The 21,160-nt window shown below is 69.2% G+C and carries 19 protein-coding genes; 12 read left to right on the top strand and 7 right to left on the bottom strand.

Features of this window, described 5'->3' with window-relative positions; all coding sequences use genetic code 11:
* Window positions 1–18: 18 nt before the first annotated feature.
* Window positions 19–1,467, top strand: a complete 1,449-nt coding sequence (locus E0W80_RS11730; protein ID WP_205802335.1) for an NAD(P)H-quinone dehydrogenase — start codon at window positions 19–21, stop codon at window positions 1,465–1,467.
* 159 nt (window positions 1,468–1,626) lie between these two features.
* Here the strand turns inward: E0W80_RS11730 and E0W80_RS11725 are convergent, their stop codons facing one another.
* Both E0W80_RS11725 and E0W80_RS11720 read right to left on the bottom strand, forming a co-directional pair.
* Window positions 1,627–3,393 (bottom strand): biotin carboxylase N-terminal domain-containing protein, encoded by a 1,767-nt coding sequence (locus E0W80_RS11725; RefSeq protein WP_047523574.1) that lies wholly within the window; start codon window positions 3,391–3,393, stop codon window positions 1,627–1,629.
* Window positions 3,394–3,471: 78 nt separating this feature from the next.
* Window positions 3,472–4,110: a Maf family nucleotide pyrophosphatase gene (locus E0W80_RS11720; protein ID WP_131492731.1), complete on the bottom strand. Its 639-nt coding sequence runs from the start codon at window positions 4,108–4,110 to the stop codon at window positions 3,472–3,474.
* Between the two features lie 23 nt (window positions 4,111–4,133).
* On the opposite strand from E0W80_RS11720, the gene E0W80_RS11715 reads away from it, so the two are divergent.
* The 5 genes from E0W80_RS11715 to E0W80_RS11695 all read left to right on the top strand — a co-directional run bounded on the left by E0W80_RS11715 (window position 4,134) and on the right by E0W80_RS11695 (window position 9,783).
* Window positions 4,134–5,381: a TRAM domain-containing protein gene (locus E0W80_RS11715; RefSeq protein ID WP_131492670.1), complete on the top strand. Its 1,248-nt coding sequence runs from the start codon at window positions 4,134–4,136 to the stop codon at window positions 5,379–5,381.
* Window positions 5,382–5,422: 41 nt separating this feature from the next.
* Entirely contained in the window at window positions 5,423–6,082 is a 660-nt protein-coding gene (locus E0W80_RS11710) for a response regulator transcription factor (protein WP_131492669.1), read from the top strand.
* On the top strand, window positions 6,072–7,307 hold the full coding sequence (locus E0W80_RS11705) for an ATP-binding protein (RefSeq protein ID WP_131492667.1): 1,236 nt from the start codon (window positions 6,072–6,074) through the stop codon (window positions 7,305–7,307). Before E0W80_RS11710 ends, E0W80_RS11705 begins: the two co-directional genes overlap by 11 nt.
* Window positions 7,304–8,311 carry a hypothetical protein gene (locus tag E0W80_RS11700; protein WP_240740518.1) on the top strand — a complete coding sequence of 336 codons (1,008 nt, stop codon included), beginning with the start codon at window positions 7,304–7,306 and terminating at the stop codon, window positions 8,309–8,311. The genes E0W80_RS11705 and E0W80_RS11700 overlap by 4 nt, the downstream gene beginning before the upstream one ends.
* Window positions 8,312–8,583: 272 nt before the next feature.
* Window positions 8,584–9,783 (top strand): ROK family transcriptional regulator, encoded by a 1,200-nt coding sequence (locus E0W80_RS11695; RefSeq protein ID WP_131492729.1) that lies wholly within the window; start codon window positions 8,584–8,586, stop codon window positions 9,781–9,783.
* Between the two features lie 39 nt (window positions 9,784–9,822).
* Here the strand turns inward: E0W80_RS11695 and E0W80_RS11690 are convergent, their stop codons facing one another.
* The 4 genes from E0W80_RS11690 to E0W80_RS11675 form a co-directional block, all read right to left on the bottom strand.
* Window positions 9,823–10,065 (bottom strand): acyl-CoA carboxylase subunit epsilon, encoded by a 243-nt coding sequence (locus E0W80_RS11690; protein ID WP_227991710.1) that lies wholly within the window; start codon window positions 10,063–10,065, stop codon window positions 9,823–9,825.
* Window positions 10,062–11,660, bottom strand: a complete 1,599-nt coding sequence (locus E0W80_RS11685) for an acyl-CoA carboxylase subunit beta (RefSeq protein ID WP_047523570.1) — start codon at window positions 11,658–11,660, stop codon at window positions 10,062–10,064. The genes E0W80_RS11690 and E0W80_RS11685 overlap by 4 nt, the downstream gene beginning before the upstream one ends.
* Window positions 11,661–11,739: 79 nt before the next feature.
* Window positions 11,740–12,738 carry a hypothetical protein gene (locus tag E0W80_RS11680; protein WP_240740517.1) on the bottom strand — a complete coding sequence of 333 codons (999 nt, stop codon included), beginning with the start codon at window positions 12,736–12,738 and terminating at the stop codon, window positions 11,740–11,742.
* A gap of 78 nt (window positions 12,739–12,816) precedes the next feature.
* On the bottom strand, window positions 12,817–13,509 hold the full coding sequence (locus E0W80_RS11675) for an NTP transferase domain-containing protein (RefSeq protein WP_047523569.1): 693 nt from the start codon (window positions 13,507–13,509) through the stop codon (window positions 12,817–12,819).
* A 248-nt stretch (window positions 13,510–13,757) separates the two neighbouring features.
* On the opposite strand from E0W80_RS11675, the gene E0W80_RS19390 reads away from it, so the two are divergent.
* From E0W80_RS19390 to E0W80_RS11660, 3 genes are read left to right on the top strand one after another with little or no spacing between them, the layout of a single operon-like run.
* On the top strand, window positions 13,758–15,701 hold the full coding sequence (locus E0W80_RS19390; protein WP_240740516.1) for an ABC transporter ATP-binding protein: 1,944 nt from the start codon (window positions 13,758–13,760) through the stop codon (window positions 15,699–15,701).
* A complete protein-coding gene (locus E0W80_RS11665) occupies window positions 15,677–17,242 on the top strand; it encodes a hypothetical protein (protein WP_131492664.1) in 1,566 nt (521 codons plus the stop codon). Before E0W80_RS19390 ends, E0W80_RS11665 begins: the two co-directional genes overlap by 25 nt.
* Before the next feature lie 40 nt (window positions 17,243–17,282).
* A complete protein-coding gene (locus E0W80_RS11660; protein WP_026049764.1) occupies window positions 17,283–17,549 on the top strand; it encodes a DUF3039 domain-containing protein in 267 nt (88 codons plus the stop codon).
* 2 nt (window positions 17,550–17,551) lie between these two features.
* Here the strand turns inward: E0W80_RS11660 and E0W80_RS11655 are convergent, their stop codons facing one another.
* Window positions 17,552–18,877 (bottom strand): nicotinate phosphoribosyltransferase, encoded by a 1,326-nt coding sequence (locus tag E0W80_RS11655; RefSeq protein ID WP_131492662.1) that lies wholly within the window; start codon window positions 18,875–18,877, stop codon window positions 17,552–17,554.
* A 63-nt stretch (window positions 18,878–18,940) separates the two neighbouring features.
* On the opposite strand from E0W80_RS11655, the gene murI reads away from it, so the two are divergent.
* The 3 genes from murI to rdgB are packed head-to-tail and all read left to right on the top strand — an operon-like array spanning window position 18,941 to window position 21,158.
* Window positions 18,941–19,771, top strand: coding sequence for a glutamate racemase (gene murI, locus E0W80_RS11650; RefSeq protein ID WP_131492660.1), 831 nt, complete (start codon window positions 18,941–18,943; stop codon window positions 19,769–19,771).
* A gap of 53 nt (window positions 19,772–19,824) precedes the next feature.
* Window positions 19,825–20,562: a ribonuclease PH gene (rph, locus tag E0W80_RS11645; RefSeq protein ID WP_131492658.1), complete on the top strand. Its 738-nt coding sequence runs from the start codon at window positions 19,825–19,827 to the stop codon at window positions 20,560–20,562.
* Window positions 20,559–21,158 carry an RdgB/HAM1 family non-canonical purine NTP pyrophosphatase gene (gene rdgB / locus E0W80_RS11640; protein ID WP_131492656.1) on the top strand — a complete coding sequence of 200 codons (600 nt, stop codon included), beginning with the start codon at window positions 20,559–20,561 and terminating at the stop codon, window positions 21,156–21,158. Before rph ends, rdgB begins: the two co-directional genes overlap by 4 nt.
* Window positions 21,159–21,160: the final 2 nt, after the last annotated feature.

Raw genomic sequence — 21,160 nt, 5'->3', positions numbered from 1 at the left:
GGCCAGGATTGGGGAAGAATGGATTCCATGTCTTCCACCACTTTCGAGCGCACTCAGCGCGTCGCCGTCCTCGGCGGCGGTCCCGGCGGTTACGAGGCGGCCCTCGCGGCCGCTCAGCTCGGGGCCGAGGTCACCCTGGTCGAGCGGGTGGGGGTCGGCGGATCGGCCGTCCTCACCGACGTGGTCCCCTCCAAGAGCCTGATCGCGACCGCGGATGCCGCCGTCGCCATCTCCGAGGCGAGCGACCTCGGAGTCAACTTCTACGCCAAGGGCGAGAACGGCAAGCCCCTCAAGCCCGAGATCGCGATCAATCTCGCGGCCGTCAACAAGCGCCTCCTGGCCCTCGCCGGTCAGCAGTCGGAGGACATGCGTGCCACGCTCCTCGAGGCCGGGGTGCGCATCCTCTCCGGGCACGGACGACTCGAGGGGCCGACCGCGATCGTCGTGTCGACCGGTCAGGGCGGCACCGACTTCGACCGGGTCGAGGCCGACACGATCGTCGTGGCCGTGGGGGCATCGCCGCGTGAGCTCGACTCCGCCAAGCCCGACGGCAAGCGCATCCTCACATGGACCCAGCTCTACGACATGAAGGCGCTGCCCGAGCACCTCATCGTGGTGGGGTCGGGGGTGACCGGAGCGGAGTTCGCCTCGGCCTACATGAACCTCGGTGCGAAGGTCACGCTCGTCTCCAGCCGCGAGCAGGTGCTCCCGGGGGAGGACCAGGACGCCGCGCGCGTTCTGGAGAAGGTGTTCAAGCGCGGCGGGATGCAGGTGCTCTCGAAGTCCCGCGCCGACCGGGTCGAGGTCACCGACGACGGGGTGACCGTGACGCTGTCCGACGGCCGCACGGTCGACGGGAGCCACTGCTTGATGGCCGTCGGCTCCATCCCCAACACCGCGGGCATCGGTCTGGAGGAGGCGGGCGTCGAGCTCGATGATTCAGGTCATGTGCGCGTGAACCGCGTCGCTCGCACCTCGGTGCCCAACATCTACGCGGTCGGCGACTGCACGAACTTCTTCCCGCTGGCCTCCGTCGCCTCCATGCAGGGACGCACGGCGGTGTTCCACGCACTCGGCGACATCGTGATCCCGCTCGAACTGATCAAGATCACCTCGAACATCTTCACGGCACCCGAGATCGCGACCGTGGGTTTCTCGCAGAAGGACGCCGAGGACGGGGTGACCGACGGTCTCGTCTACAAGCTTCCCCTCGCCGCCAACCCCCGCGCCAAGATGATGGGCATCAAGGACGGCTTCGTCAAGATCATCGCCCGCAAGGGGTCCGGCACGGTGATCGGTGGCGTGATCGTGGCCCCGAAGGCGTCGGAACTGATCTACCCGATCGCCGTGGCCGTCGAACGTCGTCTCACGGTGGACCAGGTCTCGCGGGTGTTCGCCGCGTACCCCTCGCTGTCGAGCAGTATCACCGATGCGAGCAGGGCGATGCACCTCGTCAACATCTCCTGAGTTCTGCGGCGGAGTTCTGCGGCTGAGTTCTGCGGGCGCGACGGATCGCCGAGACCCCCGCCTGACGCCGAAACCCCGTGTGGCAGACATCTGCACCACGGGGTTTCGGCGTTCACCGGGGGTCTCGGCGAACAACGCGACGAGACCGGACGGTGGAGGTCAGCTGATGGTGAGCAGCTGATGTCCCGCGGAGACCGTCGTTCCGGCGTCCGCGTTGATGTTGCCGATGACGCCGTCCTTGTGCGCCTGGAGCGGCTGCTCCATCTTCATCGCCTCGAGCACGACGACGAGGTCGCCCTTGACGACCTGCTGACCGTCCTCGACCGCGATTTTGACGACGGTCGCCTGCATGGGGGACTTCACCGCATCGCCGGAGGCTCCGGCATTGGCGGTGGTCGCGTGGCTGCGGCGGGACGGCGGGACGGCAGCCGGGCGACCCGCGGTGCCCGGGGCGACGGCGACGCGATCGGGGAGGCTCACCTCGAGGCGCTTGCCGGAGACCTCGACGACGACCGTGTGGCGCGAATCGGCGGGTGCCGGGGCTTCGAGCTCACCGTCCCAGGCTGGGATGTCGTTGACGAACTCCGTCTCGATCCACCGGGTGAAGACTCCGAACTCGCCGTTCTCCGCGGTGAACGCGGGGTCGCGGACGACCTTGCGGTGGAACGGGATGACCGTGGGGAGTCCGGCGACCTCGAACTCGTCGAGTGCGCGGCGCGAACGCTCGAGCGCCTCGGCGCGGTCCTTGCCCGTGACGATGATCTTCGCGAGGAGCGAATCGAAAGCCCCCGAGACCGCGTCCCCGGCGGTGACGCCCGAGTCGAGGCGGATGCCGGGACCGCCGAACGTCTTGAACACGTGGATCGGCCCGGGCTGGGGGAGGAATCCGCGACCGGGGTCCTCGCCGTTGATCCGGAACTCGAACGAGTGTCCCTGGGGCTCGGGGTCGTCGTAGTCGATGGTGCCGCCGGCCGCGATGCGGAACTGCTCGCGGACCAGGTCGATGCCGGTGACCTCTTCGGAGACCGGGTGCTCGACCTGCAGTCGGGTGTTCACCTCGAGGAACGACACCGTGCCGTCGGCGCCGATGAGGAACTCGCAGGTGCCGGCACCGACGTAGCCGACCTCCTTCAGGATGGCCTTCGAGGCGGAGTACAGCTGCGCGTTCTGCTCGTCCGTCAGGAACGGGGCCGGAGCCTCTTCAACGAGCTTCTGGTGGCGGCGCTGCAACGAGCAGTCGCGCGTCGAGATCACGACGACGTTGCCCGCGGCATCGGCCAGGCACTGGGTCTCGACGTGGCGCGGCTTGTCGAGGTACTTCTCCACGAAGCACTCGCCGCGGCCGAACGCCGCGACGGCTTCGCGGGTGGCCGACTCGAAGAGCTCGGCGACCTCGTCGAGCTCGCGGGCGACCTTGAGGCCGCGGCCGCCGCCGCCGTAGGCGGCCTTGATGGCGATGGGGAGGCCGAATTCCTTCGCGAAGGCGATGACCTCGTCGGCACCGTCGACGGGACCGGGTGTGCCGGGCGCGAGGGGCGCGCCGACCTTCTCGGCCACGTGGCGCGCGGTCACCTTGTCGCCGAGAGCCTCGATGGCCTCGGGAGACGGGCCGATCCAGGTCATCCCCGCATCGATGATCGCGCGCGCGAACTCGGCGTTCTCGGCCAGGAAGCCGTAGCCGGGGTGCACGGCGTCGGCACCGGCACGGCGGGCGATCGACAGGATCTTCTCGATCTGGAGGTACGTCTCCGCGCTGGTCGAGCCGCCGAGAGCGTAGGCCTCGTCGGCCAGACGCGTGTGCAGGGCGTCCCGATCCTGGTCGGCGTAGACGGCGACCGAGGCGATCCCGGAGTCACGAGCGGCGCGGATGATGCGTACGGCGATCTCGCCGCGGTTGGCGATGAGCACCTTGGCGATAGCAGGCATGCTTGCCAGCCTAGCGAGAAGGATCCCGATCCCTTTGACGACTCCCCACAAGAAAGTGGCAGAAACGTGGAGGGGAGTCTACGACCACAGGTCCGTCCACGGCACGCCCAGCTCGGTGGCCAGGCGCCGCACGGTCGACAGGGACATTCCCACGACGGTGGACGGGTCGCCGTCCACGCGGGTGATGAAGGCCCCGCCCAGGCTGTCGACCGTGAACGCCCCTGCCACATGCAGGGGTTCGCCCGACGCCACATACGCGGCGATCTCGGCATCGCTGACATCGTCGGCGAAGGTCACTGCAGCCTCGGCGACCGCGGTCGCCTCGACGGGCGTCCGGCCGGGCGCGACACGGAAGACGGAGTGCCCGGAATGCAGGATGCCCGTGGCGCCGCGCATCTCCTGCCAGCGTCGCGTGGCCTCCTCGGGGGTGTAGGGCTTGCCGTAGACGCGCCCGCCGAGTGCGAACATCGAATCCCCGCCGATCACGAGGCCGTCGAAGACCCCCTCCTCGGCGAGACCCTGCGCGACCGCGGCAGCCTTCGCCCGGGCGAGCAGCAGCACGAGCTCCGCAGGGGCCAGCGGGGTGCCGCGCTCTTCCTCCGCGGCGGCGGCGACGGCGTCTTCGTCGACGTCCGGGGAGACGGTGAGCGGTTCGATGCCCGCCTGCCGCAGCAGCATGAGTCGGGCCGGTGAGGTCGAGGCGAGGCAGACGCGCATGTCCACCACCGTATCCTCGAAGGATGACTTCCTCCGCAGCCGACGTGCTCGAGCTCGACATCACCGGCATCGCACACGGGGGCACCTTCATCGCCCGCCACGAGGGGCGCGTGGTCTTCGTCTCGGACGCGGTCCCCGGGGAGCGCGTCCGTGCGCGACTGATCGCCCCGCAGGACGGGGCCGATGCCTCGACCCGCAGCTTCTGGCGAGCGGAGACGATCGAGGTGCTGGAGGCGTCGGAGCATCGGCGACCGCACATCTGGGCCGAGGCCGACGTCTCGAGGGATCCCGCGGACCGCCCCGGCGGAGCCGACCTCGGGCACATCGCGCTCGACCACCAGCGAGTGCTCAAGCGCCAGGTGCTGACCGAGGCGCTCGATCGCTTCGCCGGGGAGGGTCTCGTCGCCCCGGAGATCGAGGCCGTCGAATCCGGAGACGGCACTGGATGGCGCACGCGCGTGACGCTGCACGTCGACGACGCGGGCGACGTGGGGCCGTTCGCCGCACGCAGCCACCGGGTCATCCCCGTGTCCTCCCACCCGCTCGCTCGCCCGGCCATCGCGGAGGCCGCGCTCGCGCTCCGCGGTGAGGCTCCCGGTCGGATCGAGCTCGTCAAGCCCGCCGACGGTCGCGTGCGCATCATCCGCCGCGAGGAGACGGCGCGTCCGGCCAAGGTCGCGCGAGGCTTCCGGCGCCGTCCGACTCCCGAGACGATCCAGGAACTCGTCGGAGACCGGCCCTTCCAGCTGGACGCGACGGGATTCTGGCAGGTCCATCCGCGGGCGGCCTCCGTGCTCGACGCCGCGGTGTACGGCATCCTCGACGGACACGTCGACGAGGCGAAGACGCACTACGACCTGTACGGCGGCGTCGGTCTCTTCGCCGCGACACTCGCCGATCTCGGCGGCACCGACATCGTCACGGTGGAGTCGAGCGCTCGGGCCACTGCGCACGCGGCCGCCAACCTCGCGCCGCTCGAGGTCAACGCGGTCACCGCGCGGGTCGACCGCTTTTTGTCCACGCGCCGGAGCAGCGGTCGCACGGGGGCTGTGATCCTCGACCCGCCTCGCGCAGGAGCGGGCCGTCAGGTCGTCGAGGCCGTGCATGCGCTCGCGCCGGAGGCCGTCGCCTACGTCGCCTGCGATCCGGTCGCCCTCTCCCGTGATCTCGGGACCTTCCGGGCGCTGGGGTGGAACGTCGATCGTCTTCGAGGTTTCGATCTGTTCCCGCACTCGCACCACTTCGAGGTCGTCGCGCTGCTGACGCGCTGAGCCGTCGGCGACCGTCTGCGCGGACTCACTAGGCTGGGTGGATGAGCAGGGTCGCACTCATCGACGATCACGAGTCCGTTCGCCTCGGCCTCGAGGCCGCGTGCGCGCGCGACTCGCAGACGGTGGTGTTCTCGGGGAGCACGGTCGTGTCGTACCTGGAATGGCGGGCCTCGGCGTCTGCCGCTCCTGCCGACGTCGTGGTCCTCGACCTCACCCTGGGCGACGGCAGCACCGTGACCGAGAACGTGTCATCGCTCGTGAACGACGGGGCGAGCGTGGTCATCCACAGCGTCGCCGACCGTCCCGCGGCTGTGCGTGAGGCTCTGTCCGCCGGGGCCGCAGGGGTCGTCAGCAAGTCGTCCGCTCTCGATGACGTGATGGACGCGATCCGGACCGTCGCTCAGGGCGAAGCGCTCAACAACGTCGAATGGGCCAGCGCCGTCGACGGTGACCGGGCCTTCGCCGACGCGCAGCTCTCCAGCCGCGAGCGCGAGGTGCTCCGGTTGTATGCCACGGGCCTTCCGTTGAAGGCGGTCGCCGAGCGGCTCGGCGTCGCCTACTCGACTGCCAAGGAGAACATCACGCGCGTACGCGTCAAGTACGTCGAGGTCGGTCGGCCCGCACCCACGAAGGTCGATCTCCTCCGTCGAGCGATGGAGGACGGCATCGTCGCGGCAGACGGGGCGTCGAGTGCCCGCTGATCCGCTCAGCATCCGCGATGCCTGGAGCAAGATCCCGTCTCCGGGCAGCACGGAGACCGAGTTCGAGCGATTCACGGGCAAACGCATGGAGCGGATCCTCGCGATCGTCGTCGCGATCGGATCCTCCGCCTTGGGCGCCCAGGCGCTGTTCGCCGCGGTGAACACCCTGTCCCAGGCCGATGTGGTGCACATCGTGATGGTCGTCGTGGTGTTCGTCCCGCTCGCGGCGATGCTGGTCGCCTGCCTGGTCGGCCGCGGCGTGCGCACCTTCTCGGGCCTCTTCGCCGTGGTCTACCTGCTGGCGCTCGCCGCGTGGCCGACGGTCGTGGACCCCGCCGACAAGAGTGCCGGCGATCAGCCCTGGATCTTCTTCCTCGTGAACGTGGGGGTGGTCGCGGCGATGCTCGCGTTCCCCCTGCGGCTCCAGTTCGCGTGGGCGGCCGTGATGCCGTTCGTCTACGGTTACGTGCGTCTCGTGCAGGGCGAGTTCTCTCGGGAGTTCTGGGTCACGACCGCCTTCGATGTCTCCTTCACGCTCATCCTCGGCGTGGTGATCATCTCGCTCGGCTGGATGTTCCGCTCCGTCGCGGCCGGCGTCGACGAGGCACGAGGGCAAGCCGTCGCCTCCTACTCCACCGCAGCCGCTGCCGCCGCGGCCGAGGAGGAACGCGTGGCGATGTCGGCGCTCATGCATGACAGCGTCCTCGCGGCGTTGATCGCCGCCGAGCGGGCGGAGGGGGAGCGGGCGGAGGAGCTCGCGGTCGCGATGGCACGGGAGGCTCTCACACGTCTCGCGAACACGGAAGCCGCCGTGTCCCAGGAGGGCACCGACGAGCCCGTGGGGATCGCGCAGATCGTGGTCGAACTCCGCCGTTCGCTCTCGGAGCTCGGCGCCGACGCGATCGTCGAGGAGCGCGGCGGGATCGGAATGATCCCCGGACGGGCGGCGCGAGCCCTCGTGCTGGCCGCACGGCAGGCGATCGGGAACGCCGTGTCCCACGCGAACAGCCGCGGGTTGCACATCATCGTCGAGGCGTGTGGTGACCAAGGGATCTCCGTGACCGTGTCGGACACGGGGCCGGGTTTCGACATCACAGCGATCGGCGCCGACCGGCTCGGGATCCGCGCCTCCATCTTCGCCCGCATGGCCGGAGTCGCCGGCACCGCGGACATCCGATCCGATGAGCAGGGCACGACCGTCGTGCTGGGGTGGGAGCGCTCGTGAACCGGACCGTCCGCAGCGTCGCCACCTCGCTCGCCGTGGGGTTCGCGCTGTACTTCGCCGCGCGCGCGATCTGGTGGATCGAGCAGCCGACGGCGCCGTTGTTGATGATCGTCGCGATCGGCATCTACCTCGTGGCCGTGAACATCGCGATCCTGGGCGACGCGACGTCTGTGCGGATGCCTCTGTGGTCGGCGGTGCTGGCCCTGCTCGCGAGCGCCCTCATCCCCGCCCTGGTCACGTTCTCTCTGGAGCCCGCCGACCGCACCGCCCCTTTCGCCACCTGGTACATCGGCGGGCTCGGGCTCCTCGGTGTCGTGTGCATCGTCCGCCGTCGGTTCCTGATCGGCTGGCTGACGCTCGCGGTTCTCGTCGCGGCCTCCTCGGCATACCTCGGGGTCGGCGTGGCGCTCACCCTCGGCCTGGTCGGCTCGATCATGTGGATCGTCGTCGCCCGACTCCTCGTGATGTTCTGGGATCGCGCGGTGCGCGACACCGAACGGCTCGCCGAGATCCAGCAGGCGGTCTCGGCCTGGCACGCCACCCAGAGCGTGCGCCAGCGGGAGAGGCGTCTGCGCACGCAGTTCGCCCTGGCGGTCGCCGGGCCGGTGCTCGGTCGTGTCGTCGCCTCCCGTGGCGCCCTCGACGATTCGGAGCGACTCGAAGCGCGCCTCGCCGAGGGGCGGCTGCGCGACGAGCTGCGCGGAGCGGATCTGCTCAACGATGCCGTGCGCAACGCGATCGACGCCGCCCGTCTGCGCGGCGCCGTCGTCACGGTCTTCGACGAGGGCGGATTCGACGGCATCGACGAAACGCGACGCAGCGAGATCCGGGACGAGCTCGCCTCCGTGCTCATGCAGGCGCAGAGCGCGCGGCTCATCATCCGTTCGGCTCGCGATGCCCGTGTCGCGGTGACTGTCGTCGGACGTGCGGGGACGCGTGCCTCGGGCGACGATGACGCGGTCGACCTGTGGCATGAGATCGCTCGGGAGGCGGAAGCCGTCTGAAGACGCCGCGCTCCCGACGGGTGAGGAGAGTGGGCGAGGGGCGGCGTTATCGCCAGCCCCTCGCCGTGCGGACAGTTACCCGAAAACCGTCCGCTGGTGGCCGATCAGCGTCTGTCTACCCTGGGACAGAGAGACCAGCCGAACGCGAAGCGTCTCCTCCAGTCTGGGGGTTCTTCCATTCGTTGTCTGTAGGTATTTTGGGGGACACGATTTCTCGCTCGATGAGGGATCATAGGACGATGGGAACGCGTCGGGGAACCAACCTTCCGCGGATGGGGGACTTCAATCAGTCCGTTGTCCTGGAGGCGATCCGACAGTCCGGGGAAGGGCTGAGCCGCATCGAACTCGCCTCCGCCACCGGGCTGTCCGCGCAGACGGTGACGAACATCACCCGCCGGCTCCTCGACGACGGATTCATCCGTGAGGCGGGGCGCACCATCAACGGTCCGGGCAAACCCCGCGTGACCCTGCGGCTCGTCCCGGACAGTCGCTTCGCGGTGGGGGTGCACCTCGACCCCGCCATCATGACCTTCGTCCTGCTCGACCTGTCCGGCGCCGTCGTGCGTCGGAAGAGCATACGCACCCCGGCGAAGGAACCGCGGTGGATCATCTCCGCCATGGCGGCCACCATCGACGCCTTGATCGCCGAGGCGGACGTGGACCGCGACCGGATCGCCGGAGTGGGAGTCGCCGCCCCCGGGCCTCTCGATGCGGAGAAGGGCACGGTGATCGACCCGCCGAAGCTGCGCGGCTGGCACCGGGTACGGCTGCGTGCGGTGCTCGCCGAAGCGACCGGTCTTCCCGTGCTGCTCGAGAAGGACACGACTGCCGCCGCGTCGGGCGAACTGTGGACGCGACGCGCGTCGGCCGACGATTCGTTCGTCTTCATCTATCTGGGTACCGGGATCGGGGCCGCCCTCGCCAGGGAGGGGGAGGTCGTGCCCGGGAGCACACGCAACATCGGAGAGGTCGGGCACGTGATCGTGGATCCTGACGGTCCGCGGTGCACCTGCGGTTCTCGGGGATGCGTCGAGGTCGTCTGCACGCCACAAGCCATCGTCGAACAGGCGGAGCGTGCGGGGGTGTTCCAGGACGATCGCGAGGCGAGCGATGTCGAGTCCGTCGACGAGCGCTTCGGGGAGCTCTGCGAGCGTGCCGGCCGCGGCGACGTCGCCGCTCTGGCCGTGCTGCGGCAGGCGGCTGTGCACATGTCCGTCCTGACCGCCGCGCTCGCGAACATGCTCGACGTGGACCGCGTCGTGTTCGGCGGCCCGTTCTGGTCGCGGCTCGCGGAGGTGTACCTCAGCGAGATCCCCGGTCGCCTCGATCGGGCGAGCGCGACACGGGCGGTGCGCAAGCTGCCCGTCGACGGGACGGTCGTCGGCGACGACGTGGGCGCGGTGGGCGCCGGCTGCGTGGTGCTCGACTCCGTGCTCAGTCCCCGCGCCTCGGGGCTCCTGCTCGACGGCTGAGCTCTCACCGCCTGACGCACGAGGCGCAGGCCGGGGGCGTCACCCGGAGAAGCGCCCCCACGGGATGTCACGGCGCAGCGGACGCCGGAGCGGACGCTGCGTGCGGGTCCAGGCGGACACGGTCGGCTCATCGGCCACGGCGTCCGCCGCTTCGGACGCATAGGCCTCGCTGATAACCGCGATGAGTGCGGCCAGCTCTTCTTCAGTGGCTGAACCGCGCGTGATCGTGAGCATCGATGCCGCCTGCTCCGATGCGTCGACCCCGGCCTCTCGTGCGGTCACAGCGGGATGTTCCCATGCTTCTTCGGCGGAAGCTCGGCGCGCTTGCCCCGCAGCGCACGCAGTGCCTTCGCGATCGACACGCGCGTGTTCGCCGGCTCGATGATGCCGTCGAGCTCTCCGCGCTCCGCCGCGAGGAACGGTGAGGCGACGTTGTACGTGTACTCGTTCGCCAGGCGGGTACGCACGGCGGCGACGTCTTCGCCGGCGTCCTCGGCCTTCTTGATCTCGCCGCGGTACAGGATGTTCACGGCACCCTGCCCGCCCATGACGGCGATCTCCGCCGTCGGCCAGGCGAGGTTCACGTCGGCGCCGAGCTGCTTCGATCCCATCACGATGTACGCGCCGCCGTAGGCCTTGCGCAGGATCACCGTGACGAGCGGGACCGTGGCCTCCGCGTAGGCGTAGAGGAGCTTCGCGCCGCGGCGGATGACACCCGTCCACTCCTGGTCGGTTCCCGGCAGGTAACCGGGGACGTCGACGAGGGTGACGATCGGGATGGAGAACGCGTCGCAGAACCGGACGAAGCGGCTCGCCTTCTCGCCGGCTTCGATGTTCAGCGTTCCGGCCATCTGCGACGGCTGATTCGCGATGATGCCGACGGAGCGGCCTTCGATGCGGCCGAACCCGATCACGATGTTCGGGGCGAACAGCGGCTGCACCTCGAGGAAGTCGCCCTCGTCGACCACATGCTCGATGACGGTGTGGATGTCGTACGGCTGGTTCGTGGAGTCGGGGACGATCGTGTTCAGCACACGGTCGGCGTCGGTGGTCTCGAACTCGAAGGTGCTCTCGTACGAGGGCAGCTCCGCCATGTTGTTGTCCGGAAGGAAGCTCAGCAGCGTGCGCGCGTAGTCGATCGCGTCGTCTTCGTCCTCGGCGAGGTAGTGTGCGACGCCCGAGCGCGTGTTGTGCGTGAGCGCGCCGCCGAGTTCCTCCATGCCGACGTCCTCGCCGGTCACGGTCTTGATCACGTCGGGACCGGTGACGAACATCTGGCTGGTCTTGTCGACCATGATGACGAAGTCCGTGAGCGCGGGGGAGTACACGGCGCCACCGGCCGCGGGGCCCATGATGATGGAGATCTGAGGGATCACGCCGGAGGCGCGGGTGTTGAGGCGGAAGATCTCGCCGTACTTGCCCAGGGCGACGACGCCCTCCTGGATACGCGCACCGCCCGAGTCGAGGATGCCGATGCAGGGCATCCCGCCGGCGAGGGCGAACTCCATGATCTTCACGATCTTCTCGCCGGCGACCTCGCCGAGTGAGCCGCCGAACGTCGAGAAGTCCTGCGAGTACACCGCGACGGTGCGCCCGTTGATCGTGCCGACACCGGTGACGACCGAGTCGCCGTAGGGGCGGGAGCGGTCCATGCCGAAGGCGGTGGTGCGGTGGCGCACATACTCGTCGAACTCGACGAAGCTTCCGGGGTCGACGAGCAGTTCGATGCGCTCGCGGGCGGTCATCTTGCCCTTGGCGTGCTGCTTCTCCTTCGCCTTGGCTTCTGCGTCGACGACGGCTTCGGTGTAGCGAGCGCGCAGATCCGCGATCTTGCCGGCGGTGGTAAAGAGGTCGGGCTTGTCCGTCACGGATTCCACCCTAGCGTCGGGTCGGCCCGGTCTGTTGGATGCTCGGCACAACGGGTCGGCCGATCCTTTGGCGACCTGCGCGCAGTGCTCAGTGTGCGGAGTCCGCATCCGCTGCCGTCGGGGCGTCGTTCTCCCGCTTCACGTCGGCGGTTTTCGCGGGATCGTTCTCCTCCAACTCCGGGTCCGACTTCGGGGAACGGCCGAGGGAGAGGGCCTTGCGACCGACCCAGCCGACTCCGCGGACGGTCGTTCCTGCCGCACCGGCCACGGCGTTGCCGGCATACCGCGCGCCGCGGAGCATCCGCAGCTCGAGCTTCTCCGCTCCCGGCACCGGTTCGAGCTCGAGCGGCAGGTCGATCGGAGCCGCACCGAAAGCCTTGTGCGAGGTCGTGAGCACGCGACGGCCGAGGATGTTGTTCCCTGCCCCGCCGATGGCTGCGCCGACGCCGAACGGGAGGGCCTTGCCGATCACGGAGGCGCCGCCCTTCGCGGCGAACTGCTTCACGAACATGCTCTTGAGCTGATCGACCAGGGGGCCGACGGCGGCGCGGGGGAGCGACTTCGTGACGAGTTCACCCCAGTACGACGATCTGCTCCCGCCGCGTCCGGCGACCTGCCCGGCGAGCTGACCGACCAGATCGACGCCCTCCTTGCCGAGCATCAAGGTCATCACCAGGGCGCGCGCACGGTCGGGGTTGGCGACCGCGATGCCGTGCACCTCAGCGACCGACTGCGCGAACAGGGCCGTCGACTCCACGAAGCCCACGGTCTCGACACCGGACAGCGCGAGAGTCACGCCGGTGCCGATGCCGGGAACGACGGCGGTCGCGCCCACCGCGGCGCCACCGGTGGTCACGGCGGCGAGATAGCGGCGTTCGAGGATCCGGATGATCTCGGTGGGCGTGGCCTGAGGGTTGCGAAGACGGATGCTGCGGATGTGCGCGAGCACGAGCGGGCGCTGGATCGAGAGCACGCGGTCGAGGCCGCGCACCATCATCGGGTGCTCGGAAGACCCGGAAGGGGGCACACCCTTGTCCCACGGAGCGTCATCCGGCAACGAGTGGATCTTGTGCACCTGGCGAGCCATGGAGCGATCTTACGAAGCTCGGCCGCGAAAACGCCGAAAGCCCGGTCCCTCGAGGGAACCGGGCTTTCGCGCGACGGATCAGACGAAGAGGTTCGCCCGCTCGAGGTCTTCCGCGAAGTCGACCTCGACCGCGTACAGGTCGGAGACATCCATCGGCTCAAGCAGCAGGGCGTCTTCCGCGATGGCGAGCTCGAGGCCGCGCTCGAAGTAGTCCTGGTCCTCGACGCGCTGCAGCTGGCGCATGAACGCCTTCTTGTGCGTGGACGAGATGTAGTTGATGCCGACCGCCTCGCCGAGTCCGCCCTTGACGGTCTTGGAGAGCTCCTTGATGAAGCCCTCGGCCGTGACCGTGTACTTCACCTCTTCGTCGCTGACCTTCGAGGTGTTGACGGTCACGAACGACTGGTCGCGCTCGATGTAGGCGGCCGCACGGCCGAGGATCATCGGGTCGAAGACAACGTCGCCGTTCATCCACAGCACGCCGCCCTTGCCGGTGGCGCCGAGAGCGCGCAGCAGGCTCTTCGACGTGTTCGTCTCGTCGTAGCGCTCGTTGTGGACGTAGTTGACCTGGGGGAAGGCTTCGATGATGGTCTCTGCGCGGTAGCCGACCACGGTCGTGATGCGCGCGTCGGACCCGAAGGCGGCGCGGATGTTGTCGTGCTGCTGGCCCATGATCGTGCGGCCGTCGCTCAGTTCGGTGAGCGGCTTCGGCAGCGCGCGGCCGAGGCGTGAGCCCATGCCGGCGGCGAGGATGACGGTCTGAAGAGTCACGAGTGCTCCTAAAGGAAGTTGTGTTCACGGTCGGTTCACCGACCAGACACTTCGTCGTGCCGCGTTCATGGTAGCGATTCAGGCTGGGAAGCTCGGGGTGCGAAGGCTCCCGTTGCCATTTCGTGACCGAGTACACACCGGACGCACAGGCTCGCACATGGAGCGCGATCGCCCCGGATCGCGGGGATCCGGCGGCGGTTTGTTGCGCGGCGGCTTGGCTTGCGCCCACCCCTTGATACCGTAGGACGGTGACTTCCTCCCCTGACGACCGCACCGCCCGGGTGGACGATACCGAAGCCTTCCCACGGGACACGTCGGCGAGCAGTTCGGCATCGTCCACGCAGGCCTCGGAGGCGTCGACGGATGCCGAGAAGCCCGCTCCCAAGAAGTCCGCGCCCAAGAAAGCTGCGGCCAAGAAAGCTACGGCCAAGAAGCCCACGGCCACGGAGTCTGCCGCCAAGAAGCCTGCCGCCAAGAAGTCGACGGCCACGAAGACCACGACCGCACGTACCTCGGGGACGACGCCGACGAAGACCAGCACGACGAAGGCCGACACGACGAAGACCAGCGCGGCGAAGAAGCCCGCGACCTCGAAGACCGCCGCGAAGACTTCTGTGAAGGCCCCCGCGAAGTCCACGACGACGAAGGCTGCGGCGGAGAAGGCCGCCCCGACCGCCGAGGTCGTGGTCGAGCCGTTGCCGAAGGCGATGGACGAGCAGCCGGCGAAGACGACCAGCACCGCGCGAACCGCAGCAGACGCGCGGAAGGCGGCGGCGAAGAACACCGCCTCGCGAGCTGCCGCGACGAAGTCCTCCGGATCGACGGCTGCCTCGGACCGCGCCGCGGCCGTGCGTGTCGCCGCACCGCGGGCCGCCGTCACCGGGGCGAAGGCGGCTGCGCCGAAGGCTGCGGGAAAGACGCCCGCGACGAAGTCCACGGCCGCGAAGACGGCGGCGGCGAAGACCGCAGCCGCCAAGTCGGCCGCCACCAAGTCCACCGCCCGCGCGGCGACCGCGAAGACGGCTGCAGCGAAGACCACGGCAGCGAAGAAGTCGGCGGCGGCGAGGGCGGCTGCGGCGAAGGCGAAGGCCGAGGCCGATGACGTGAAGGCCGCGCAGACCGATGCCGCGCTCGTGATCGAAGACTCGCCGGTGACCGAGTCTGCTCCGGCGACCGAGTCTGCTCCGTCGTCCGAGCTCGAGTCCGCCCCCGAGGCCGAATCGGCAACGACGGATGCCTCCGTGGCTGCGGTTCCGGCCGTGGACGACCAGGAGGCGCCCGGAGCGGAGAGCGGTGAGGGCGGTGCCGAGCAGACGCTCGTCGCCGAGGCCGACGCAGCCGACGAGGTGACGACGCTCGAAGTCGTCGAGGCTGTCGCCGACTCCGACGATGCGGTGGCCGACGCCCCGGGACGGACCGACGCGACGTCCGCCGGGGAAGCGGTCAGCGTCCGCGGCCTCGTCAAGCAGTTCGGCGACAACCGGGCCGTCGGTGGGATCGACCTCTCGGTGCCTGCGGGTTCGTTCTACGGGGTCGTCGGTCCCAACGGTGCGGGCAAGACGACCACGCTCTCGATCGTCGCAGGCCTCCTGCGGGCCGATGAAGGCAGCGTCACGATCTGCGGTGTCGACCAGGCCGCGCAGCCGCAGGCCGCGAAACGGCTCATGGGCGTGCTGCCCGACCGGCTGCGGACGTTCGACCGGCTCACCGGACGCCAGCTCCTCTACTACTACGGACTCCTTCGAGGGCTCTCGGCTGACGTGATCGAGAAGCGTGCGGCCGATCTCGCCCGCGCATTCGACCTCGGTGACGCTCTCAGCCGGGTCGTCTCGGACTACTCGGCGGGTATGACGAAGAAGATCATGCTCGCCGGCGCGATGATCCACTCGCCGCGCGTCCTGGTGCTGGATGAGCCGTTCGAGTCGGTCGATCCGGTCTCCTCCGCGGTCATCCTGGACATCCTGCGCGCCTACGTCTCGCACGGCGGGACCGTGATCCTCTCCAGTCATGGGATGGATCTGGTCGAGCGCGTCTGCTCCCGAGTGGCCATCATCGTCGGCGGTGAAGTGCTCGCCGAGGGCACGATCGACGAGGTGCGCGCGGGGCAGACGCTCGAAGCGCGCTTCGTCGAACTTGCCGGCTCCAGCGGTGAGGTGGAGGGGCTCGAGTGGCTGCACACGTTCTCCGACTGAGGCTCGCTCTCCTTCTCGGGTCGCTCCGCGGCGAACGTCGGCTTCGGACGCTCCTCGTGTTCGCGGCCGTCATCGCCGTCACGACCGTGGTGTGCATCGCCGTGTTCACGCTGTCGGGTGCGCCCGTCCCGGTCGCGCAGGCGGTCACGGTGCTCGGTGGAGCCGCGCTGCTCCTGGGTTTCCTCGTGGGCCCGATCCTCGTCGGCGTGGTCGACCCGCTCGACCCGCGACGCTTCGCCGTGTTCGGTGTGGACGAGCGCCGGATGCCGTGGGTGCTCACCCTCGCCTCATTCGTCAGTGTGCCCAGTCTCGCCCTCGTCGCCGTCTACACGAGCGTCTGCATCGTCGCGATCGGAGACGGCACGCCCTGGCCCCTCGCGGTGCTGATGACGATCATCGGCATCCTCACGACCGTGCTCATATCGCGGATCGGCATGGCCATCAACGCCCTGCTGCTGCCGGAGCGTCGGTCCCGGGAGCTCACGGCGTTGTTCGCCCTCGCTCTGCTCGTGATCGCGTTCCCCGTGGCGGTGTTCCTCGGCTCCCTGCGCTGGGACGGGCTCGTGCCTGATTCCCTGTCGACGCTGTCGACCGTGCTCGGGTTCACTCCGTTCGCGGCGTCGCCCGCCTTCCTCTTCGCATCCGCGGCGGGCGAGACTGCGGCTGCCTGGGTCAGCGGCATCATCGCCGTCCTCACCGTCGGTCTCCTCTGGGCGGCCTGGACCTGGCTCGTGCGACGCCTGCTCACGACCACTGAGCGTCCCGTCGCCTCGCGAGAGCGCACCGGACTCGGCTGGTTCGGGCTGCTGCCGTCCAACGCGTTCGGTGCGATCGCCTCGCGGAGCCTCGTGTACTGGCTCCGGGATCGCCGCTACATCATGAACATCATCGTCGTCCCGGTCGCCGGTGTGCTCACGGTGCTGCCGCTGATCGTCGCCGGTGTGCCGGTCGAGATCGCCGCGCTCGTGCCGGTGCCGGTGATGGCACTGTTCTTCGGATGGCTGCCGCACAACGACGTCGCCTACGACTCGACCGCACTGTGGACGCACGTCGCGAGCGGCGTGCGTGGGCTTCCCGATCGCCTCGGTCGACTGGTTCCCGTGCTGCTCGTCGCGATTCCGGTCCTCGCGATCGCGGTACCGCTCTCGCTGCTGCTGATCGGAGACTGGAGTCTGCTCCTTCCGCTCGGCGGCCTCGCAGCGAGCCTGCTCTTCTCCGCCCTGGGCATCTCGAGCATCGTCTCGGTGGTCGCGCCGTACGCGGTCTCCCGTCCCGGCGACAGTCCGTTCCAGCAGCCGCAGCGGCCGACGTCGCGCGGTGCGTACGGGCCGGCTGCAGCGTTCCTCGGCGCGATCGTGCTCAGCGTCCCGACGATCTGGCTGTTCGCGGCCACGATCGTCGAGGGTTCGGCGTATGCGCCGGCGACGTTCTGGGTCGGCCTCCTCATCGGCATCGCCGTCCTCGCCGCGGGTGCGGTCATCGGCGGTCGAATCTTCGAGCGCAGCGGTGAGCGGCTGATGGAGTTCGTCGAGACCGCGTGACACCCGCCCGCGAGGGGCTCGACGCCGCTAGACTCACGGGATGAGTACTCCGCTGGACAGCCCCGATCAGGGCGGCGTGGCAACGCTTGATCGCGAACTGGAAGAGCTCCTCCGCGAGGAGAATCTCGAACCGGGCGACCATGAGCGCTTCTCGCATTACGTGAAGAAGGACAAGATCCTCGAGTCTGCGATCACCGGCAAGCCGGTGCGCGCGCTGTGCGGCAAGAAGTGGACGCCGGGTCGTGACCCGGAGAAGTTCCCGATCTGCCCCACGTGCAAGGAGATCTACGAGTCGATGATCGGCTGACCTCAGTCGGCCTCGACGTACACGGTGGGAATCGCCGGGTCGGACTTGCTGAGCGCGAGAGCGCGTACGGGAAGCTCCTCGCGCACCCGCAGGTGGTGCGTCCGCGCGGCCGCCGTTCCCTCCGTCCCCTCGTGTGCGGTGTCGATGTCGCCCGCCTCGACGAACGTCACCTGCAGCGGGCGGCCGTCGGGATGCTCCGCTGGCGTGTCCAGCTCCTCGAAGCCGTCGGAGACCACGACCGTCTCCGCGGTCGCGACGCCGTCGACGAGCGTCCGGAACGCGGCCTTGCGTCCGCCGTACGAGGCCTTGTCCGCGGACGCCTTGGCGACCGCGATCCAGGCCCCCGCCGCGTCCTGCCGTGCCACGAGCTTGTAGACCATGCTCGCGGTCGGGTATCCGGAGCCGGTGACCACCGATGTCCCGACACCGTAGGCGTCGACCGGCGACGCGGCGAGTGCCGCGATCGCATACTCGTCGAGGTCGCTCGTCACGGTGATCCGTGTGGACGTCGCCCCGAGTTCGTCGAGCTGCACGCGCACATCACCGGCGACGATCGGGAGATCGCCCGAGTCGATACGCACGCCGCCCAGGTCGGTGCCCGCGACGCGGATCGCGGTCTCGACCCCGTTCCGGATGTCGTAGGTGTCGACGAGCAGCGTCGTGCCGACGCCCATGCTGTCGACCTGTGCGCGGAAGGCCTCTTCCTCGGTGTCGTGCAGGAGCGTCCAGGAATGAGCGGCGGTGCCCATCGTCGGGATGCCCCAGCTCCGCCCCGCTTCGAGGTTGCTGGTGGCGCTGAACCCTGCGATGTACGCGGCGCGTGCGGCGGCGACCGCGGAACGTTCAGCAGCACGGCGCGAGCCCATCTCCGCCAGCGGACGCTCGCCCGCGGCGATGCTCATCCGCGATGCGGCCGTGGCCACGGCGGAGTCGTGGTTGAGCACGCTCAGAGCGAGCGTCTCCAGCACCACGGCATCCGCGAACGTTCCCTCGACGGTGAGGATGGGGGAGCCGGGGAAGTAGAGCTCGCCCTCTCGATAGCCCCGGATCGTGCCCGTGAAGCGGTACTCCTCGAGGTGCTTCAGCGATGTCGCGTCGACCACATGCTCGTCGCGGAGGAATCGCAACTCGTCGTCACCGAAGCGGAACTCGCGCAGCAGTTCGAGGAATCGTCCGGTGCCTGCGACCACTCCGAATCGGCGGCCGCCGGAGAGTCGGCGGGAGAAGAGCTCGAAGACGCTCGGGCGGAAAGCCGTCCCGTCGCGGAGCGAGGCAGCGAGCATCGTCAGCTCGTAGCGGTCGGTGAGCAGCGCCGTCGACGTGGTCATGCGCTCAGCTTACTGAGCGTGCTGATGCACGCGGAGGTGCGCACGCGGGTAGGCTGGGGAGTCATGAACGACGCGCCCATCGGGATCTTCGACTCCGGTGTCGGCGGGCTCACGGTGGCGCGGGCCATCCGCGCCCAGCTGCCCCGTGAGTCGTTCGTCTATATCGGCGACACCGCCCATTCCCCCTACGGCCCCAAGCCCATCGCCGACGTGCGTCGCTATTCCCTCGAGGTGCTGGACACACTCGTCGAGCAGGGCGTGAAGATGCTCGTGATCGCGTGCAACACCGCCTCGTCGGCCATGCTCCGCGACGCACGCGAACGCTACGACATCCCGGTGGTCGAGGTGATCGGTCCCGCCGTCCGCCGCGCCGTCTCCACCACGAGGAACGGGCGCGTCGGCGTGATCGGCACGGTCGGCACGATCGGATCGCGCGCGTACCAGGACATGCTCGAGGTGAATGAGCGGCTGCAGGTGTTCACGGCTGCCTGTCCGCGCTTCGTCGAGTTCGTCGAAGCGGGGATCACCGGTACTCCCGAAGTGCTCGCCGTCGCCGAGGAGTACCTCGCCCCGCTGCGGGACGCCGGCGTCGACACCCTGGTCCTCGGCTGCACGCACTATCCGTTCCTGCGCGGTGCGATCAGCTACGTGATGGGGGAGGGCGTGACGCTCGTCTCCAGCGACGATGAGACCGCCGGCGACGTCTACCGCCAGCTGGTGCGGGGAGATCTCCTCGCGTCGCCCGATGCCACGGCCACCTATGTCTACGAGGCCACCGGCGTCTCGGCCGATGACTTCACCGCGCTGGCCAATCGCCTGATGGGCCGGGAGGTCCGCGACGTGCAGCTCGTCCAGACCGGCGTGATCACCCTTCCCGAGCACACCTTCGAGTAATACCGTGTCGAGCCATCCCGACTCGACGCATCACCCTGACCCGAGAGAAGCACATGACCGACATCGTCCGCGTCGACGGCCGTTCCACCGATCAGCTGCGTGAGATCACCATCGAACGCGGCTGGAGCGCACAGGCCGAGGGTTCGGCCCTGATCAGCTTCGGCGGCACGAAGGTGCTGTGCACCGCCTCGTTCACCAACGGCGTCCCGCGCTGGTTGACCGGCAAGGGCAAGGGGTGGGTCACGGCCGAGTACGCCATGCTCCCGCGCGCCACGAACAGTCGCAACGACCGCGAGAGCGTGAAGGGGCGCATCGGCGGACGCACGCACGAGATCTCCCGGCTCATCGGTCGTGCCCTTCGCGCCGTGGTCGACACCAAGGCGCTCGGCGAGAACACGATCGTCATCGACTGCGACGTGCTGCAGGCGGACGGCGGCACGCGCACCGCGGCCATCACCGGCGCGTACGTCGCGCTGGCCGACGCGATCGAGTGGGGGCGCGAGAAGAAGTTCATCGGCAAGAACTCCACACCGCTGCTCGACTCCGTGGCCGCCGTGTCGGTCGGGATCATCGACGGCGAGCCCATGCTCGATCTGGCATACGTCGAGGACGTGCGCGCCGAGACCGACATGAACGTCGTGGTCACGGGCCGCGGGCTGTTCGTCGAGGTCCAGGGCACAGCCGAGGGGGCGCCGTTCGACAAGCGCGAACTGGATGCGCTGCTCGAGCTCGGAGTGTCCGGATGCGACGAGCTGAAGGGCAAGCAGCTCGCCGCGTTGGCGGGGGAATGACGATGAAGGTCGTCCTCGCGACGCACAATCCGCACAAGGTCGCGGAGTTCCAGCAGATCGTCGCGCAGGCACGACCCGACCTCGAGGTCGTCGGCTACGACGGCCCGGAACCGGTCGAGGACGGCGTGACCTTCGCCGATAACGCACTGATCAAGGCGCGGGCGGCGGCGACGCACACCGGGCTCCCCGCTCTGGCCGACGACTCCGGTATCTGCGTCGACGTCCTGGGCGGTTCGCCCGGGGTCTTCTCCGCGTACTGGGCGGGTCAGAAGAAGGATGCCGGGGCGAATCTCGCGCTCCTGCTCGATCAGCTGCGCGACATCGCCGACCCGCATCGGACCGCGCACTTCACCTCGACCATCGCCCTGGTGATGCCCGACGGCCGGGAGCAGGTCGTCGAGGGCCGGTGGCCGGGGCGTCTGTCACACGAGGCGTCCGGTGGCGGTGGTTTCGGCTACGACCCGATCTTCATCCCCGACGGTCAGCCGCACGGCGAGGAGCGTACGGTGGGCGACTTCAGCGCGGAGGAGAAGCAGTCGCAGTCGCATCGTGCGCGTGCGTTCGCGGAACTGCTGCCGGTGCTCGCTGCACTCTGAGG

Origin of the sequence: Microbacterium sp. PI-1 (assembly GCF_004337555.1) — a bacterium.
Taxonomy (GTDB): Bacteria; Actinomycetota; Actinomycetes; order Actinomycetales; family Microbacteriaceae; genus Microbacterium; species Microbacterium aurugineum.
This window is presented reverse-complemented; position numbering and strand designations above follow the sequence as displayed.